The 18711-nt window shown below is 48.8% G+C and carries 14 protein-coding genes and 3 pseudogenes; 10 read left to right on the top strand and 7 right to left on the bottom strand.

Annotated features, from left to right (window positions below):
* Positions 1-2: 2 nt before the first annotated feature.
* The 5 genes and pseudogenes from FCH32_RS23145 to tssB all read right to left on the bottom strand — a co-directional run.
* A pseudogene (locus FCH32_RS23145) lies at positions 3-104 on the bottom strand (type VI secretion system baseplate subunit TssF); the annotation flags it as partial.
* Positions 97-519: a hypothetical protein gene (locus FCH32_RS21700; protein WP_174361510.1), complete on the bottom strand. Its 423-nt coding sequence runs from the start codon at positions 517-519 to the stop codon at positions 97-99. The pseudogene FCH32_RS23145 and the gene FCH32_RS21700, both read right to left, overlap by 8 nt.
* A gap of 47 nt (positions 520-566) precedes the next feature.
* Entirely contained in the window at positions 567-1049 is a 483-nt protein-coding gene (locus FCH32_RS21695) for a hypothetical protein (protein ID WP_174361509.1), read from the bottom strand.
* 24 nt (positions 1050-1073) lie between these two features.
* Complete coding sequence (tssC, locus tag FCH32_RS21690) at positions 1074-2528, bottom strand: type VI secretion system contractile sheath large subunit (protein WP_420838406.1); 1455 nt, start codon at positions 2526-2528, stop codon at positions 1074-1076.
* Positions 2529-2551: 23 nt separating this feature from the next.
* A complete protein-coding gene (gene tssB, locus FCH32_RS21685; RefSeq protein ID WP_174361507.1) occupies positions 2552-3040 on the bottom strand; it encodes a type VI secretion system contractile sheath small subunit in 489 nt (162 codons plus the stop codon).
* Positions 3041-3129: 89 nt separating this feature from the next.
* Here tssB and FCH32_RS21680 point away from each other — a divergent pair.
* The 9 genes and pseudogenes from FCH32_RS21680 to FCH32_RS21640 form a co-directional block, all read left to right on the top strand.
* Positions 3130-3333 (top strand): annotated as a pseudogene (locus FCH32_RS21680) (hypothetical protein); the annotation flags it as partial.
* A gap of 66 nt (positions 3334-3399) precedes the next feature.
* Positions 3400-3810, top strand: a complete 411-nt coding sequence (locus tag FCH32_RS21675) for a hypothetical protein (protein ID WP_174361506.1) — start codon at positions 3400-3402, stop codon at positions 3808-3810.
* Between the two features lie 77 nt (positions 3811-3887).
* Positions 3888-4124 (top strand): DUF905 domain-containing protein, encoded by a 237-nt coding sequence (locus FCH32_RS21670; protein WP_174361505.1) that lies wholly within the window; start codon positions 3888-3890, stop codon positions 4122-4124.
* Positions 4125-4203: 79 nt separating this feature from the next.
* Positions 4204-4662 carry an antirestriction protein gene (locus FCH32_RS21665; RefSeq protein ID WP_174361504.1) on the top strand — a complete coding sequence of 153 codons (459 nt, stop codon included), beginning with the start codon at positions 4204-4206 and terminating at the stop codon, positions 4660-4662.
* A gap of 15 nt (positions 4663-4677) precedes the next feature.
* Positions 4678-5154, top strand: a complete 477-nt coding sequence (locus FCH32_RS21660; protein ID WP_108168486.1) for a JAB domain-containing protein — start codon at positions 4678-4680, stop codon at positions 5152-5154.
* A gap of 8 nt (positions 5155-5162) precedes the next feature.
* Complete coding sequence (locus FCH32_RS21655) at positions 5163-5384, top strand: DUF987 domain-containing protein (RefSeq protein ID WP_000691995.1); 222 nt, start codon at positions 5163-5165, stop codon at positions 5382-5384.
* Between the two features lie 18 nt (positions 5385-5402).
* Positions 5403-5720: a type IV toxin-antitoxin system YeeU family antitoxin gene (locus FCH32_RS21650; RefSeq protein ID WP_174361503.1), complete on the top strand. Its 318-nt coding sequence runs from the start codon at positions 5403-5405 to the stop codon at positions 5718-5720.
* Between the two features lie 20 nt (positions 5721-5740).
* Positions 5741-6064, top strand: a complete 324-nt coding sequence (locus FCH32_RS21645) for a TA system toxin CbtA family protein (protein WP_174361502.1) — start codon at positions 5741-5743, stop codon at positions 6062-6064.
* Positions 6065-6406: 342 nt separating this feature from the next.
* A pseudogene (locus FCH32_RS21640) lies at positions 6407-6934 on the top strand (hypothetical protein); the annotation flags it as partial.
* A gap of 196 nt (positions 6935-7130) precedes the next feature.
* On the opposite strand, the gene FCH32_RS21635 reads toward FCH32_RS21640, so the two are convergent.
* A complete protein-coding gene (locus FCH32_RS21635; protein ID WP_174361501.1) occupies positions 7131-11486 on the bottom strand; it encodes an autotransporter outer membrane beta-barrel domain-containing protein in 4356 nt (1451 codons plus the stop codon).
* 422 nt (positions 11487-11908) lie between these two features.
* On the bottom strand, positions 11909-15451 hold the full coding sequence (locus FCH32_RS21630; protein WP_174361500.1) for an inverse autotransporter beta domain-containing protein: 3543 nt from the start codon (positions 15449-15451) through the stop codon (positions 11909-11911).
* Between the two features lie 793 nt (positions 15452-16244).
* On the opposite strand from FCH32_RS21630, the gene pgaA reads away from it, so the two are divergent.
* Positions 16245-18707 carry a poly-beta-1,6 N-acetyl-D-glucosamine export porin PgaA gene (gene pgaA / locus FCH32_RS21625; protein WP_174361499.1) on the top strand — a complete coding sequence of 821 codons (2463 nt, stop codon included), beginning with the start codon at positions 16245-16247 and terminating at the stop codon, positions 18705-18707.
* Positions 18708-18711: the final 4 nt, after the last annotated feature.

The raw sequence follows: 18711 nt of genomic DNA, 5'->3' as shown, positions 1-18711 counted from the left end.
ATCCCTAAACGACGTGCGATTTTAGGAAAACGGCTGGCAAATATTTTCCCATGCTGTTTGAGGAAATTAAGCTCTTTCTGATAATAGGCTAGTAGTTTATTCATTAAAATAAAACCTTCCAGTGCAATCGTCCCAGCGTAACTCTAGAGTAATTCTTTTGTGCATATAATTCGCGTTTATAATAAAAGTCATTGCCTGTAAGTCGTCTGTAAAGCTTTGCAATGTCAGGTGAGTCAGTCGTGGTTCGAAGCGGGCTATAGCCATGCTCAACCTAATTTCCATTGTGGGTAAACGAGAATCAACTTCATTAATTTTACTGAAGGATTCGTCTATGCCATAATTTAAAATGGATGAGTTTATCTGCGGAATGCTTTCAATTTCCGGTTGACGAATTCGGGACGTTAGCAGCATTTTCAATTCGCTAAGAAAGTCTGCATGGGAAAGCTTTTCCCAGAGAAAATCATCCTCTGCATGTAAAGGGTGGTCATCTCTGAGTTTTGATAATAATGAAGAAGTCATAAGAACAGTCCTGAATCCCGACCACCTTGGGTGATCGGGATATTACATCAGACGATTTTTTTCGCCGGAATGTTGTACTTGATTGGACCAACCTTATCCAAGCCATCGTCTTTAGTGTTAGGTACGTTAAATGTAACCTCAACCGATTCTTCAAAGGTGAATAAAACGTCCATAAACATTTGTTCTCTTTTTTCAAAACGCAGAGAGTGGAATCTACAATTGTCATAAACGGTACGCTGCGCTTCATAGCCTTGATTTAATTTATCAGAAGCTCGATGTACTATTGTAATGACAACATCTTTATATCCGCGATTTAGATATTTTTCATAAAGTTTATTAGATTCTTTTGACATTAGGATAGAAATGTTCATTGGTTCAAAAAGAACACTATCCGGACCAGATACTGTCGCCAGCGCTGATGGAGCATAACCTTCTAACCAATTTTTATAGGTCTCCTCTTCAGAGGAACCTGCCACGGTATTTCCATCAATTTTAATTTCAATAAACTGACAATCTTTTAACTTAGCCATTCTTATTCCTTTATTAACTTAAGATTACGCACCAGTTGCGGATGGTAAATCTGCGACCAGTCGCAGAGACATACTTAAACCTTCCAACTGAAAATGAGGTTTCAGCCAGGCAATTGCACGATACGTACCCGGGAAACCAGGCACTTCTACAACTTCAATCTTGGCTTCACGAAGAGGGTACCGGGCTTTGGTTTCTGGACCTGCATTATCGGATGCAACTACATATTGCATAATCCATTTTTGCAGATATATCTCACACTCAGCTCGTGACATGAAGCAACCAACTTTGTCACGGACAATAGACTTGAGATAATGTGCAAAACGAGAAGTAGCAAGAAGATAGGGTAGTTGGCTTGACAGGCGAGCATTTGCATTTGCCTCATCAGAATTATATAAGCGAGGTTTATTAATTGATTGAACCGCAAAAAAAGCAGCATAATCGGTACCTTTGCAATGTACTAATGGAATAAATCCTAACTCTGAAAGCTCTTTTTCGCGCCTGTCGGAAATAGCGATCTGTGTTGGGCATTGCATGATCCGTTCACCACTATCAGAAACATAGGTATATGACGGAAGCGATTTAACCAGCCCACCACCTTCTACACCACGGATAGAGGCACACCAACCAAACTCTTCAAATGATTCAACAATACGGCCAGCAAGTTCCCAAGCAGCGTTCATCCATAAATAATCACGACTTCCTCCATCTTCTTGGATTCGCTCTTCAAAATTAAATGTTTCGGCGGGAATCGTCTTAGCGCCGTAAGGAATACGAGCAAGTACATTAGGCAGGGTTAGTCCAATATAACGGCTATCATCGTTCTGGCGGAAAGAGCGCCAACGCGCATAATCTGTGGTTTCGAACATTTTTGCAAGATCGCGGGGACGAGGCAGTTCAGAGAACTCGTTCATAGAAAGCATTCCTGGAGCGATTGCACTCAGGAAGGGGGCATGAGCAGCAGCTGCAACATGGGAGATTTGTTCCAGCAGGTTGATATCCTGCGGGGTATTATCAAACTGGAAATCCCCAACAAAAGCAGAAAAAGGTGTGCCACCGAATGTGCCGTACTCGCTTTCATATACACACTTAAATAATGTGGACTGATCGAAATCGCTGGCGGATTTAAAGTCTTTAATAAGATCTTGTTTTGTGCATTGCAATAACCTGACTTGTGTGTTCTCAGTTACACTCGACTGCACCAGTTTATGCAATCCTCTCCATGAAGATTCTTTCTTTTGAAATTCAGGTGAATGAATAATTAAACTCATCTGTGCAGACAATAATTCATCAATGGCAGTTATGCGCTGTTCAATGCTGCCAACTAGATCACTCGAAATGATTACAGAACCGGAAAGCACTTCAGCTAAAAAGTTATTCAATTGTAACTTCATACGTTCGCGATCTGATTCACGACGAATCGCCTGGGTATTATCGATGACCTGATTCAGAAAATCGTCGCTGAGTGTAGCGTCGCTCATGTTTTCCTGTGCAATCTCATGGTTCATTCTTCATCTTCTCCATGACCATCCGTTTTACCCATGCGCGTATTCTGTTGCTCAGCCAGCTCTGCTAATTTTTCTTTAAGTCGCTCGTTACTGGCGGCTCGGTTACGTAAATCACACAATTGTTCACGGAGTTCCATGAGTTTACGCATTGGTTCAATTTGATTAATGAGATTATCGGGCGAGAAATCATCAATAGTATTGAATGTTAGAGAAACAGCCAGTTTTCCAGTATGTTCAGGTAAGGTACTATCCACCATAAACTCAGCTTGTGGTCTCATTGATGTCATGACGTCACTGAAATTGTCTTTGTCAATATTGATAAACTTACGTTCCCGTAAATTATCTGTTGAGTGAGTAAAATCACCCATTACACCTACAACTAGCGGCAATTCTTTTGCACTAGTTGCATCACCAATTTCCACGTCATATGTGATTTGTACCCTAGGTGGGCGCGCCTTATCTAATTTATGCTGTGTATTTGCCATTTTTACCTGCTGACAGTGAATTATTAATAATAAAGGGTGGGGCGTAGTGTTCTATGCTAAGTTAAACTATTATTCTTATAATATTTAGCATATGGGGCTGGATAACTATCATGCACAACGATGTATCGAAGGGATTCACCATTACTCCAGACAAGAAATTCGGTCTCACTGTAAAAGACCTGTGCCGTCCGGGCACGGTAGTGACCTTTAAACCCAACCAGAAGAAGCCGGAATATGACGACCTGGTGGCTCTTTACCAGGGCAAAGAGCTGTTTCGCTACCGGCGCTTCTGATAACACCCGATATCAACATCTCTCATTTTGCCCGACAGCGGGCTGGATTAATTCAGGAAGAAGACCATGCTGAAAATAATGACCTCTGCTGTACCTGCCCTCATTCTGTCACTTGCCGCCTTCAGTGCTGGTGCCGCTCAGCTTCCGGCAAGTCTGATGGATAAAGACAATCCCGGCCAGGAGTACTGGTGCCAGGGAAACGATATCAATACGTCCATGTGCTCACTGACCGGTGTCAGCGGCGACCATAAATTTGCCCTGATTCAGGACCTGCCGGGTCCGGCCTGTGAGGACTTAAGCTTCGGCGTTATCGACCTGGTGCTCCAGACTGGCGTCAACATTCCTTACGACGGTGGTGACTGTAAGGGCGATGTGCAGGCCGGTTTTGTGCAAGACACGAAAGATAATGCCCTGTATGTGAAAATTGTACGGGGCAGCAAAACCCTGCGGCTGTATAAGGTACAAACCGGTTACTGATAATCACCCCACACATGCAAACTCCCACAGCCCCTGACGCTTCTGCGCCAGGGGCTTTTGTTTTTAAGGTACACCGAATGTCTGAATCTCAAATTTTGCCACCGGGACCTTTCACCCGACAGCAGGCTGAAGCGGTTACCCGCCGGTATCACAACATCAGCATTGAAGATGACCAGTGCAGCCACTTCCGCCTAGTGGTTCGCGACCTTGAAGGCCGAATGGTCTGGCGGGCGTGGAGCTTTGAACCTGACGCTGGTGAAGGGCTTAACCGTTATCTCCGGCAGTATGGCATCCTCAGAGCATCCTCCTCCTGACCACATCCATTCATCATTCCTGCATATCCCCCATACGCCAGCCATCGTCGCTGGCGTTTTTTATTGACGGAGAATATCCATGACGACACAAACACAATGCGAATTGATGTCCGCTAATGAACCTCAATTTGACCTTACTGCAACACCCGTACCTGACGAACAGCGTCTCGATTTCTGGCCGCTGTACTTTGGCGCTATCCAGCAGTGGATATCGCTGGAACCCCGTATTTTCGCCTGGATGGACCGCTTCTGTGATGAGTACAGCGGTGGTATCTGGTCCTTTTACACGCTCAGCAATGGCGGCGCGTTTATGGCCCCTGATGCAGACGGTGACGATAAATGGCATCTGCTCAACGGCATGAACGGCAATGGTGCGGAAATGAGCGCAAAAGCTGCAGGTATCGCTGTCTGCCTTATTGAATACAGCCATCACGCCTGTCGTACAGAATGTGACGCTATGACCGCACACTATTATCGCCTGCGGGACTATGCCCTGCAGCATCCTGAAGCTCACGCCATTCTGCGCATCATCGACTGACCGGAGGTACAACGAATGAAACAGCTTTCCTTTTTGCCCGGCGAGATAACGCCACAGGACCGGCGTCTCATCCAGCGTGCCCTCAGGATTCTGGACCGGCATCTGCATGAGCCCGGGGTAGCCTTCACCTCCACTCATGCCGTTCGGGAATGGTTACGACTGCATATGGCCGCACTTGAGCGGGAAGAGTTCCGGGTGTTGTATCTGGACAACCAGAATCAGCTTATTGCCCATGAGACGCTCTTTAGCGGCACGATTAACCGCACCGAGGTCCATCCCCGGGAAGTAGTCAAACGTGCTCTGTATTTCAATGCGGCGGCGGTGATACTGGCGCATAACCATCCTTCCGGCGAGACAACGCCCAGCCAGGCTGATAAAGCCCTCACGCAGCGACTGGTTCAGGTACTTCAACTGGTGGATATCCGTGTCCCTGACCATCTGATTGTTGGTGGCAGGCAAATCTATTCGTTCGCAGAACACGGTCTGCTGTGAGGTATTACATGAAAATTATCAGTAAACGCAGGGCAATGACGATATACCGCCAGCATCCTGAGTCCCGAATCTTTCGCTACTGCACTGGCAAATACCAGTGGCACGGTAGCGTCTGTCATTACACCGGCAGGGATGTTCCGGATATCACAGGAGTCCTGGCTGTGTACGCCGAACGCCGCCAGGACCGCAACGGGCCTTATGCCTGCCTGATGAGTATTACCCTGAACTGACAATAAAGGAGGTTATCAATGAGTTACATCACATGGGGCCTGCAGCGGGATATCATGCCGCGCCTGGGAGCTCGCCTGGTGCAGGAGGGTAACCGGCTGCATTATCTGGCTGACCGGGCCAGTATCACAGGTAAGTTCAGTAATGCCGAATGTCTTAAGCTGGATGTGGCATTTCCGCATTTTATCAGCCGGATGGAATCCATGCTGACCACGGGTGAAATGAATCCTCGCCACGCCCACTGCGTCACCCTGTATCACAACGGTTTTACCTGCGAAGCCGACACCCTTGGCAGTTGCGGCTATGTATACGTCGCTGTTTATTCCACTCAGCGCTAACAAATTTCACGAGAGCAAATATGAAAATTCTACCTGCTACAATTTCGCGGTCGGCGAAGCCCTGCCTGCTGCCCGTTGCAGTCTGGCAAATGCTACTTACACGGCTACTGGAAAAACACTATGGTCTGACCCTGAACGATACGCCGTTCAGTGATGAAACCGTTATAAAGGAACATATCGATGCCGGTATCACTCTCGCTAATGCCATTAACTTTCTAGTGGAAAAGTACGAACTGGTTCGTATCGATCGCAGAGGGTTTAGCTGGCAAGAACAAACGCCATATCTCACGATTATTGATATTATGAGAGCCCGCCGCGATCTGGGTTTATTAAATCGTAAATAGTCTGATGCTAATGGTGTCGCTGCTTTCGAGTATGCCTGCCATTTGCTATCATCCCGCTTCCTGCTGATTTATCGACAAAGGTAATTGCTTGAATTCAAAGCCTCTGTGCTTTGGGGGTATCTTTGGGGGTATAAGTAAAGTTATAACTTGAAAACTTAATATTTTTCAATTTATTGAACAGCTTGTTCTAATCCCTTCGCCCGCTCCATCGCACTTCTTAAAGTCCAATAAGTTACTGAATCCTAAGGGATACGGCTTAACGCCTTCCGATAGTTTTACTCACTGTAACCAACACTGTGACTAACTTTGTTGAAGTAGTGAGCAGACCTAAGGTCTCAGTACATGCTCAACTTAAGAACCTACCTTTATCAGCGTAATGGTGTCTTTTACATCCGTCTTAGGATGAAGACCACTGGTCGCCTGACCGCTTCGCTTCCTTCCCACAACCGTTATAAACTAGCGTCAGTATCACTACGAATCAAAGACAGAGGCACCGCTACTGTATTGGCTGAACCTGAAGTCCCTGAACATAAGGCTCTGACCTGGCGTCTCTCATTGAGCAGTATGAGCAGGAGAACGCCCAGAACTGGAAGCCAGCGACCCCAAGCGAGAACCGAGCGTCACACTCTACGTTAATCGAGACATTCGACTATCTGACAATTCAGGATGTGGGTAAGGCGACCCGTTCACATATGCTCAGGGTCCGAGACGTCCTCCAACAGTCAGTTGCCTAAGAACCGCAAGCAACGCTTTAAGGATATGCCGCTGTCTGACCTACTGGACCGAGAGTCTAAGACTGCTACTGATTGTCTGGATGTCGTAACCATCAACAATAAATATCTTATCAAGATGGCTGCTGTCATTAATTGGATTGGATATGTTAACGAGTTTAGGCTTGCTGATAATCACCAGCAGGGGGATAGAGACTATGAGTGATATTCATCAATCCTTTGCATGGTATTGGCTAACGTAGAAATGATTATGAATGAATCAGATAATAGGCTTGCAAGCAGCAGTAGCCAGGGTGCTTACAAAAACACCCCGGCTATCTCTTGTTGCGGGCCGATTAGAAATGATATTTCAGCCCTAACGTTGCCGCGCTGTTGTTGTAACCGTTGTCTCCCATCTGGACGCCCACATTACCCCACAGATTTAAATCTGGTGTAATCTGGCCTTCAACACCCAGTTTAATTTCTCCCAGATTACGCGCACCTTCCTGGCTGACGCTAACGTCATCCATTTTCGTGCTAAAACTGCGCGTATTATGAATCCAGTTAGCCTCAATAAATGGCTGGAATTCACGGCCTTTGCCCTCATCCATTTTATTAACGCTTTTCAGGTAGGCTCTGGCTCCAAGACGGGTTTGAACATTACCGTTGCCGTTCATCTCGATACGCGTTCTGTTAGCCTCTCGATGGTCATCAGATTTGACCCCCATCCAGGTAACCTGCGCCTGCGGCTGAATATACCACTCATTAACGGTTCCCTGGCTACCGGAGAATTCGCCAACGTTAAAGGTATACCCTGTTTCAACAGATGCCGTCAGACCTTTGGATTTATAGGCTTCAGAAGCCAGTCCTTCACCTTTTACATAGTTATCAAACCATCCATATTGCGCCCAGCCGTCGAGGTACAGACCGTTATGATCGACGTTATCGGCATACCATGTGGCGTAAAGACCCGTGCTATAGCCATTGACGCTACCTCGCGAGGTATAACCCGTGGCTGATGAGCGGGTCTGATTATTATCATGGCCATACCCGGCCATGATCCCGAGACGCCAGCTATCACGCCCGTTAGTTGAGCCCTGCACGATATCGCTGCCGAGCTGCATCACATAGCGATTGCTTTGAGTACGCAGCTGGCTGCTACCGTCATACCAACTATGATGGCCCCCTGTCTGACGCATCCACATAGCGGTGTTTTTTGTCTCTCCGGTTAACATGTCTGTGTACTGCGTTTCTCCCGCGCGATCGTGTAGCCTCATGTTGAACAGGGTATTTACTGCCGCATGGTTCGCGGTATAGGTTCCCCCTTCCGGGCGAAGCGTATGCTCTGTGGGCGAAACCGGTTGTTCGGGATTTTCAGGTTTAATCAACTGGCTGGTCAGAAACCAGTGGCTATTGTTAGCCCCCTGGCCCCGAACCAATGAATAATCATAAGCGCCCGCAGTGATACGCCCGCTCTGAGAAAAATCACCTTCAGAACGGCCATCTACATGAATAAGCTCAATCCCCTCCAGAGTTTGTGAACCTTGGCCCCCTGCATTGGTGATACTTACTTGAGTACTGCCAGTGGTGTCACCTTTTACAATAAGCTTATCGGTGGCCGAACGGTCGTCCCCCAGAACAGTATCAAAATTAATCAGGCCATTATTGCCGTGGTAATTCCCCTCAACAATCAGCTGGTTGCCGGCGGACTGCCCACTATTCCCCAAAGATATCGCACCCTGGTTAGAGAGATTCCCGCCAACAGTAAAGCGACCTGATGTGCCATTTCCGGCAACGAACAATCCGGCATTATGGATACTGCCTGACACTGTTCCCGCGCCTGAGAGCATACCGGCAGAAGAAATATTGACCTGCTGGCTCGCCAGCGTAACCGGCGCATCCTCCTGACCCAGTATCAGCCCCCCTTGTTGAATATCCGTAGTGCCGGTATAGGCGGAATTCGCGGTCAGCGTGATAGTACCCTGGCCCTGCTTGATGACATTACCGCTGCCATCGACTTGGTTTTGCAGGGTCCAGTCATCCATGCTGTTAAGGATCAAGTCACCCTGATTGTGAATGGTTGCTCCCCCGAGATGGCCGGCGGCTGACGCAACTAATTGTGTGTTTTTATCCAGTTTAACGTGACCGCTAAACCCGCGGTTATCCCCCTCGAGAGCGACGTTAGATTCGCTGAATGAAACTTCACCCTTGCCGCTCAGGTTGTTGGACAATTTCCCCTCAACGGTATTCAGGTTGAGATGACCATCGGCAATAATATTCCCGGCCCCCAATCCCTGAACGTTATCTAGTTTGACCTCTGCGCCGGACGCGATGGTCGTTGTTGCGCTTAAGGACGCATTACTGCCATTCACATTAAAGACGCCGTTATCTATGTTGAGATTACCGCTGCCGGCCAATGTCCCTGATGACGTTCCGCCGTTAGAAATCGTCAGGCTACCGCCATTAATATTCAGAACCGATCCTACGGCGCCGGTTAGCTGCCCAATCGTCTGGCTATGCCCATTCATATCCAGAACGGTCTCTTCTGCCATCTGAAGACCTGACGTATGGCCCAGTACATTATCATTGAGCATCAGCAGATTACCGCTGCGCAAATCGGTTAGGCCGGTGTAATCATTATTCAGACCAGAAAGTGAAACTGTCTGGCCTTTCTGGCTGTCAAGCGCCAGATCCCCGGAGCCGCTCAGGCGAGAGCTTAATTCCGCAGCCGCCCCGGTTTTTCCGTTGGCGTCCAGCAGTAGTGCATTCTGCCCCTGTCCTTGTAGTTCAATCTGCGTCAGACCGTAGCCTACATAAAGACCATCATGGTTTTTCCCGCTGGTCAGGCGATAGTCGTAAGTTCCTTTGGCTACCACCTGTCCGTTCTGGCTAATGTCATGCTGAACAGCATCTGTTATCGCGTTACCGTTTAGATCCTGCAGTTGCAGGTTTCCGGCGTCACCTGTTACACCGGTTCCTGACTGGGTGGACACCAGTTTAATTTCCGCATTGGCGTCTTCCTGCTCCATTAAAGAGAGACCGGTATCAATATCTTGCGCTATAGCGTCTACTACGCCCACAGGATTCACCTGCACAGCACCAGATCCCGTCAGGTCTAACTCCTCTTTGACATTCACCATTTTATCGGTGTGGTGTATGCCGGGGGTAATGTTACCAAACGCAATGGTTCCGCCAGAAAAGGCCAGGCTTCCAATGGACTGTGTGCCCGTTCCCAGTGAAATTTCACTCCCTTTTCCTGCAATTAGCCCTGCTTTTGCAAGAGCATCGGCGTTGGTTCCCTGCAGGTTGAATGTCGTATTCTGTAACGCCAGAGCACCCGTAAATCCGGATGTCACCGCGCTGTTTTTAAAAGAGAAAGCGTGGTTTCCCGTATCGACCTCCAGGATGCCAGAGCCAGCAATCTGGTGGTTAAACAACCAGTCGCTTGTACTATTGAGCTGCAGCGTCCCGGCAACGGATAACCCGGCAGAACCGAGATTTTTCTGATCAGAAACGCTCGCAACGGCGCCCGATTCAACATTGATCTTTCCTTTAAAGGCGGTGTTATCACCCAATAGCGCCACATTTCCGGTGCCGACGGAGATAATGCCATTCCCCGAAACCTTATTGGTAAACGCCATGTTGTCCTGGGCATTCAGCAAGAGTTTACCGCTATTGCTGATATCCGCGGTTCCCAGGTTCTGCGTAACCCCAAGTGTGGCATTCTTGGCAATTTTTACTTTACCGCTAAATTTTGAGTTATCCCCAGACAGAAACGTTGTGCCGTTAAGTGCATTAATATAACCCAGCCCCTCGCTGCCACTTGATATATCCGCTGATATATTGGCGTTATCGCTGGTGTGGTTCAGGGTGATTTTTTTATTGTCCGTACCCGCCCAAACAAACTCTATTTTCTTGGCGTCAATAATCCCGGCAGCTTTCGCTTTCTCACCTTCCTGAGCGCCTAATGCTAATTCTGAGTTTGTACTTAGGCTAACTTCAGGGGCAGAGATCTTCCCCATGTCGGATACGACCAATGTGGTATTGGAATCTTGATTGTAATACCCGAGACTTAATTTATCACTGGCGTTAACTTCCCCCTTATTATTAACTGACAGGAATTGATCGCCACCGTAGCTTTTGAATACACCCATAAAGAATGTTTGTGTATTGACCTGGCTACCCTCACCGCTAACGTTTCCCCTTTCATAGGTCAGGCGGGTGGTCCCTTTAACATGAATCTTACCGCCATCAGACACGTTAAAATAACCGCCCGTTCGCCAGTTATCTGACGCGCTGTCATATAAGTCGTCAGCGTAGAGTTCACTGCCTGCATTAGAGACGTTAAGGTAACCGGTGCCTTTCAGCAGAATGTTCAGTTCGCCGTTGATACGCACTGTTCCCTGGGTAATATCCAGCCCGCCTCCTGATGTGAAGGTCAGGCGGGGACGCGAGTCCGGTGCATTGATCACCAGGTTGGCATTGTCTTTTACATTGATATGGTAATTAATGGACTGGTTGCCTGTGCCAAAATCAACGGTGTTATCTGTGCTTACATCAATATCATTAGCCAGGGCCATCGATGAGCATAACGCTACGGCACCAGCTAATAACGCCCTGGACTTTTTTTTCGTATTCTTCCTTCCAAGCTCTGAGCACACACACCAGCAATTACGGACTTTACTCCATTTTATCTGATATATTTTGTTCATAAGCTCTCCGCAAAATAATCATAATAAAAATTTAACATTTTTGGGGTAAAATATTTATCGGGTTACATTTTTGAGAGTGAAAATGTAAGACTCCGAATTGATGATATATGCTATGTGTTATTCATGTTATGCAAACGGCCGTGCCGGATAGTAGATTTAAGTCTCCCTGCATAGTTTGTTACGTGATAAATTAATTATGACAGCGTGGTCTTCAGTCTGTAAATATATTACCTGAGGGTTTGTCGCTATTTCCAGCCCCACTTATTATATTGATGGGCGTTTTCAGATCAACAGGGGAAGGGGGGCGTCGAGGAGGGATTTGAGCGTGTTAAACCTATTACAGTCCAGAGCCTCAGAGGGCTGAATAAATAGATAAGGGAGATAGCCGCTGAGCCGCGGCTATCTCCGGTGTATATCCCGAATCAGGAATTCGGTTTATGGTTTTCAACTACCCAGACGGTGAGTTCTTTTTCCAGCGTTTTATCTCCCGTCGTTGCCTTCACCCTCACCCAACTTTCACCAGCGGTATCCGTTCTCAGCTGTGAGTAGGCATTTCCTAACGTAAAGTTGGTTTTATCCGGCGTCATCGTAAAGGTTCCGCTGCTGGGTTGGGCTTTGCTGCCCGCGCTAAATTCGACACTGCCGTTTAACGGGTTACCGAACTTATCCTGCAATCGGGCCATAAAGCCTACCGGTTCAAGGTTGGCAACGGCATAGCCAGGATCCTGCTCCAGAGTGAGTACCGGATTCTGGGCATCAGCATTCAGCGTCAGCGAAGCATTTGCCGAGACGTTGCTACCGTGTTCAGCCAATGTGGCGGTCAGCGTGTAACGACCCGCCTTATGGCCGTGGACATTCACGGTCGCAGTACCGGAGTCATTGGTGGTGACAAGCGTATTATCAATCTGCAGAGGATCGCGTGACGATGGGCCTGTGGCCGTAATTTTCAGCTTACGGTTGCTGACGCTGTTACCCGATGTATCGCTCAGATGCAGGGTAAACGCCACGTTATCCACATCACTCACTATGGCTGAGGTGGTTGACGGTTCGATCGTCAAGACTGCATTTTGCAGATCCGATACCACCTCCACTACCTTACTCGCCGTAACGCGTTTACCCTCTTTGATGAAGGTTGCCTGCAATTGATAGCGCCCGGCCTCTGCGGCAACAAAGGTTGTTGATGCCATTCCTTTCTCATCCAATGTCAGTTCGGACTGGTCAAGTTTTAATCCACCGGCGGGTTCGCTGGTCAGGTTCACGTCACCGCTAAATGGGTTGTTTTCACCGTCGACAACCTGTACCTGAATTTCGTGCTTAGCTGATGCGTTCGCCGCGATGCTCTCTGCTGGTGCGGTCAAACTCAGCACCGCGCTGTTAATATCAGGTACAAAGCCCAGTTCAACGCTCGAGGACTCAATACTCTGTTGCCCGTCTGTAGCCATGGCTTTCACGGTGTAATTACCCGCCTTAACCGTGGTTAACGTCACCGTTGCGTAGCCGTCTTTATTGGTGGTGATTTTGTCCGGGTATACGAGCCCTTGCGGCGTTACGATAAGCTCCACTTTCTGTCCTTCAACCGACGCGGCGGTATTGTTGAGCCTTACCTCAAGCGTGGCGCCATCGCGACCGTTTGCAGCAATATTGGTGATTGCGCCATTGTCTTTGGCTGCCAGAGACAATGTTGCGCCCGTCATTGAAGAGGCAAATGTTACGCGCAGTGATGAGCTGATGTTCCCCGCGCTTAGCGTAATCTCATATGTTCCCGGCGTTGAACTGATCAGTGAGAATGTTGCTTCACCTTTGGCATTGGTCTTCACAACGTTCTCCCCATTCGCGATCTTGACCTGTGGCGGTAACGCCAGGGTAACCGTGTATCCGGACAGCGCGTTGCCATAACGGTCGGTCAGGGTAACGACTGCGACATTACTCTGTTTGCCATCCGCCAGCGCATTGTCCCTGGTCAGGTTAAAAGCCTGAACCACCGGCTGCGTTTTGTCGGCAATCCAGGTGGCTTGTTTTTCCAGCCCGGAGAAATCATGTTTTTGTGATGCCACACCAATGCGTGTCGCCTGAGCCAGTTCAGATGTTGCCTTAGCGCGGTACACGCCGTCTTTCTCTTCTACGGCAGTAAAACGAACCTCGCCGCTGGCTGAAACAGCATAAAAACGTAAGCTGTCGTCGCCGGTAATGGCATTCCCGTCTTTATCTTTTGCCTCTAACGTCAGGCTAATCGGGTGCCCAACGATCTGTTCCATGGGCATTACCGTCAACGTCGATTTTGCCGCCTCGGCGGAAACCGCTTTTAGTTTTACCGTCAGAGTTTCTGTTTTACCCAGGACTTTAGCGGTGATGCGTGCCGTACCCGCCGTTAAACCCGGCGTCAGCGTCGCGGTATACACCCCGGAACGGGTTTCCTGTACTTCACCGAGCTTGGGTGCCTGTGCCGAACGCTCACGGTTTTGCTGTGCGTCAGGCGTAAATGCCAATGACAACTCAATGTCATGGGCAAGCCCTGTTAACGGTTTACCATTGGCATCTTTTAGCACCAACGTAACCGGATGCTGCGACTGCCCATCAGCCGCGATGATCGGTTGATGCTCGCCGTTTAATGTAAAATCCATTGTGCCGATTGAGGCTGAACTCCCCGTCACTGTCACGTTCATCACCGCATAGTTAGAGACGTTTCCTTTAACATCTCGCGCCGTTGCGCCGATCTGCCAGTGATTGGTACCGCCTGGTGTATACGCTGGCAACGTCAGTTGCCATGACGTGCCGCTACCGGAAATACGCCCGCCAGCGGCGGTAAATGCGCTATCGTTCCACTCTACCGACTGAATGCCCCATTGGGATTTATCCAGCGAAATAGTCACCGGAATAACGGAGCCACCTTCCCCCTGCACGCTTTCAGGCAGGCGGATCTTCAGAACCGATTTTTTGCGGTATTCCAGAACAATGTTGTTATTACGTTCGACAAAATCGTAGCGCCCGTGCTGAACTTCGCGCATCACCGCAACGTTATCGCCGTCCAGTTGCTTCGCCAGCGGGATGCCGGGGCGATAGTTAATTTCAATGCCGAAGCGTGAATCATGAGTATTACTCTGCCCCTGCTTGTGTTCAGCAGAAAGCGTAACCAGCGGAACCGGCGTGTAGCTGATCCCGCCCGTAAAGGCGTATGGATTTTCCTGCAGATGATCGCTGCCAAAGAGGCCGACATTCTTGCCGTAATACTTTTCATATTTAAGCGATGCACCCAGTTGCGGATATGACGGCAACCAACCTTTGGTATAGATATCCCAGCCATCAGCCGGACGTTCCTGATAATCGCCCAGATCGTGGGAATCCTTCCATTTTGACAATCTTAAATAAGCATTCGCGCCTGCATGTAAATAATCTCGCCAGTACTCAACGCCTGCACCCATACGTGCGTGATGCCGACTTAAATCGTAGTCATAAAATAAGTTCGCGCCCAGCATTGAATTATCCGGCGTGAAGTAGCGATAACCCATGCCGATATTGGTTTGGGTTCTGTCATCGGTACGGTGAAGCGATGTCTGGCTAAATAAAACATGCTGCTTTGTATCAACCCACGGATAAAGGAAATCGAACGCAGAATCTTTCAACGAGAATGCGTCATCGACGTTGAGTTGAATACGCGCATTACCGTATTGCTGCAGCCATTCTACCACCTCCTTCGTTGCCTGTGCCGAGACGGTATTGGCAGCAAAACTTCCCGCATGGCCGTTTTCAATGCTTCTGCCAGCCTGTGCGGCGAGGGAAGACAGGCCGCGCAGTTCTTGCTGCTCAGCTGCGGCCTGCGATGCCTTAACGGCTGAAGCATGGCTGATGGTCGGCGTGAAGCTGAGAAGGGCTGGATACAGAGCCTGTAAAGCGATTGTTGACCATGCGACAACCTTATTAACGGAGCCTGTTGCCCCATTGTTCCGCGAAATTTTCTTATTTGACATTCGTAACTCCAATATCAATTAAAAAAATTAAAGGTTATTCCATGTACTGAACGGGATGCGTAATATATGTATTTAGTGGGAAAATTCAAGACCTGTTCATCGCGCAGTTAACTGGATATTTTTACATTATGCAGAGCCGGAGTGGCTATGATGTAGAACGTTTAAATAACGGGTGCTGTAAAAATACTTTTCTTTTTATAGTGGTGAGTTTAATATTGGTGTCTGTATTTTAACCATGAGCGTATACTGAAAATAAAAATTATCAGGAAATTAATCTGCCTGTTCGTATTCTACCGTCATTCATAATACGCCACGTTGACCTGACCGACGTCGGCGCATTCGTAGGATGTGCATGCTGACCGGTAGAGACATCTCAGAGATCTCTCTGTCTACCACCCAAGTTAGTTAACAGGCAAACAGTTACGTAACGTTCTTATATTTTTTTGAAATATTATCCGCAATGGCATGGTTTTGCCGCCAAAATTAACCGAAACGCAGTGTTCAATCCCAGGAGTATTAGGAGAACATGGTCTAAAATACTTTTTTTGCTTAAGAGTTTTCCTATCGCGTAGCAACCGTGTTCGCGTAGTGTTAAAATTCATGAGTTTTTGATCTCCTCCTTGTACTAGTGGATGAGGTGCTGGTCGTCAATAAGACGAAAGAATTAAATGGGTTACAACCACATTGCTAAATAAGCGGCACTGTTTCTTTACATGGTCGGCAACCGTCAGGGAGTGACGATAACCTATTGATAACGCTTATTTTTACTCTGGTGTAAGATATAAGGGAAGATATGTTCAGTATGCGTCGACATGCCAAATTCATTACACGCTTTAAGTCTGTAAGTTGTTTATTTACGGCCAGCGTTCTTTTCCCCCTACAAATCTCTGCGGCAGTATCAGATTATGATGCGTTGATTATTGAAGCGCGAGGGGGTAATAGCGCGCCACTATTGCGCTACCTTGAAGATCAGGGAAAGAAAAGTGCGCTCACGCCCAATCAGGTTGCCGACTGGCTGCAAGTCTCCAGTTGGGTTGATAACAACGACAAAACAACAATTGCTATCTGGCAGCAGTATCGTGGGAAGATGGATGTGCCTGCGCGCGGTAAAGTTGCCGCTGCGCGTGCGTATCGCAATCAGAAAAGCTGGAATGATTCCTTAGCTATCTGGGAAAGCGTGTTGCAGGAAGAGCCTGATAACGCGGATGTTCGTACCGGCTGGATAATGACGCTGGCAGATGCCCGTTACAATCAACAAGCCCTGACCGAGGCGAATAAATGGGCGCGAGCGCATCCGGGAGCCGATTCCGATGCCCTGCTTGCCTACGTGTACCATTCGCAGAATAAAAACTGGGATGCATTGCTTGTCGCCAGTCAGGCGGTTGACGTTGATCCGGGTAACAAAAATGCAAAATCAACGCTGTTGTCCGCGCTGGCAGCCAACCGCATAGCCGAACCTGCGTTGGGACTGGCGGAAGAGGTTCCCACATCCGATCCCGTGAAGCGTCGCCTTGCGCTTGATGCCGCGGCCGAAAAGGTGCGCTCTTCGTATACGACCGCGCGCAATGAAGAAGAACGTTTTATCGTGGCGGACAAAGCCCTTGCCCGCTATGACCAACTGCTTGCTGCCTGGAAAGATGATCCCGCAGCCCAGGGCGATGTGCGTCGGGCGAGAATAGACCGTATGGGGGCCTTGCTGGTCCGCAAGCGTACCGCTGACGTTATTACCGAATACGAATCACTGTCAGCCGAAGGCGAAGTCCCCAACTATGCAAAACGTTGGGTGGCTTCCGCGTGGTTAAGTGAACGTCAGCCGGAAAAAACCGAAGCGATGCTGATGAGCATCTACTATCCGAACGGGCCGATACCCGTTACGCCGCTTAGCCCTGAAGATCAACAGGATCTGTTCTACGCGCATATCGATAATGAAAACTTTGTTGATGCCAAAAAACAGGTCGATGCGTTAATCAAAGACAGCCCGTACCTGCGACGGATCTATGGTTCGCCTACGCCGCAGCCTAACGATAACTGGCTGCTTGGCCAGACGCTACTCGCGCAATATCACATTGCCGCTAATGAGCTGCCCGAAGCCGAAAAGCTGACGGAACATCTGGCGCGTACTGGCTCGGGTAACCAGGGGCTACGTATCCTCTATTCTTCCGTACTCGAAGCCCGCGGTTTGCCGCATGCCGCCGAAAAAGAACTGAAGCTTGCGGAAGTGATCGAGCCAAGCAACCTGGAACTGGAGCGTCAGCAGGCTTATGTGGCGCTGGATCTCCAGGAATGGAAGCAGGCCGATGAACTGACTGATGATGTCATCGCTCGTAGCCCGGATGATGAGGCAACGCTGCGTCTCGCGCGCATTCGCGATGTGCATAAAATGTCTGAACTGCGGATCAGCGGCACGCAGGGGATCTCCTCTGATAGCCCGGTCAGCGGTAAGAATGACTTCAATATCAATACCGCCATTTACAGCCCACCGATCAATGATAACTGGCGACTGTTTACTGGATTCAACTTCGCTACTGGTGAATTTGAAGAAGGTAAGGGCATTAGCCGCGATCTGGCGGCCGGTGCGGAATGGACCTCCCGTGACTACTGGGCTGAAATGGAAGTTTCAGGTCGTAATTATGGCGATGGTCAGAAAATAGGTGGCCGTCTTTCTGGCTGGCATGATTTCAACGATAACTGGCGCGTCGGCGGTTCGGCGGAGCGTCTTTCGCGTAATACGCCCCTACGCGCATTGCGTAGCGGCGTGTACGCCAACGGTGGAGATGTGTTTGTCCGCTGGTATCAAAACGAACGACGAGAGTATCAGTTGTCGTTTGCCGCATCACATTTCTCGGATGGTAACGATCGCATTGAGTACGGGCTGAGTGGAAAAGAGCGCCTGTGGACGACGCCGCGCTTTACGCTGGACTTCACGCCGGGTATCGGTGGCAGTACCAACACCAAAGAAAATGTGCCGTATTACAACCCCAAAAGCGATTTCTCTGTGGTACCCGGCTTGAGCGCGGAGCAGGTCCTTTACCGACACTATGACACGGTCTGGACCCAGCAAGGCGTGGGCGGTGTGGGTAACTACTGGCAGCAAGGCGAAGATGGCGGTGCGATAGTTCAGTTAGGTTACGGACAGCGGCTTAAATGGAATAACGTCGTGGATGGCGGGGTGATGCTGATGTGGGATAAACGCCCCTACGACGGTAAACGTGAGCGGAATATCTCCCTCGCTTTCGATTTGAATGTTAGGTTTTAAGGAT

It is taken from the genome of Citrobacter gillenii, assembly GCF_013337685.1.
In the GTDB taxonomy this organism is placed as follows: domain Bacteria; phylum Pseudomonadota; class Gammaproteobacteria; order Enterobacterales; family Enterobacteriaceae; genus Citrobacter; species Citrobacter gillenii.
Note: the sequence above shows the minus strand (reverse complement) of the source record. Positions and strands in the feature narration are given on the sequence as shown.

Coding starts and splice junctions, on each gene's coding strand:
- FCH32_RS21695 (WP_174361509.1), bottom strand. CDS start 1,049: ATGGCTAAGTTAAAAGATTGTCAGTTTATTGAAATTAAAATTGATGGA.
- FCH32_RS21635 (WP_174361501.1), bottom strand. CDS start 11,486: ATGAACAAAATATATCAGATAAAATGGAGTAAAGTCCGTAATTGCTGG.
- tssB (WP_174361507.1), bottom strand. CDS start 3,040: ATGGCAAATACACAGCATAAATTAGATAAGGCGCGCCCACCTAGGGTA.
- FCH32_RS21630 (WP_174361500.1), bottom strand. CDS start 15,451: ATGTCAAATAAGAAAATTTCGCGGAACAATGGGGCAACAGGCTCCGTT.
- FCH32_RS21665 (WP_174361504.1), top strand. CDS start 4,204: ATGACGACACAAACACAATGCGAATTGATGTCCGCTAATGAACCTCAA.
- FCH32_RS21650 (WP_174361503.1), top strand. CDS start 5,403: ATGAGTTACATCACATGGGGCCTGCAGCGGGATATCATGCCGCGCCTG.
- FCH32_RS21670 (WP_174361505.1), top strand. CDS start 3,888: ATGTCTGAATCTCAAATTTTGCCACCGGGACCTTTCACCCGACAGCAG.
- FCH32_RS21700 (WP_174361510.1), bottom strand. CDS start 519: ATGACTTCTTCATTATTATCAAAACTCAGAGATGACCACCCTTTACAT.
- tssC (WP_420838406.1), bottom strand. CDS start 2,528: ATGAGCGACGCTACACTCAGCGACGATTTTCTGAATCAGGTCATCGAT.
- FCH32_RS21655 (WP_000691995.1), top strand. CDS start 5,163: ATGAAAATTATCAGTAAACGCAGGGCAATGACGATATACCGCCAGCAT.
- pgaA (WP_174361499.1), top strand. CDS start 16,245: ATGTTCAGTATGCGTCGACATGCCAAATTCATTACACGCTTTAAGTCT.
- FCH32_RS21675 (WP_174361506.1), top strand. CDS start 3,400: ATGCTGAAAATAATGACCTCTGCTGTACCTGCCCTCATTCTGTCACTT.
- FCH32_RS21660 (WP_108168486.1), top strand. CDS start 4,678: ATGAAACAGCTTTCCTTTTTGCCCGGCGAGATAACGCCACAGGACCGG.
- FCH32_RS21645 (WP_174361502.1), top strand. CDS start 5,741: ATGAAAATTCTACCTGCTACAATTTCGCGGTCGGCGAAGCCCTGCCTG.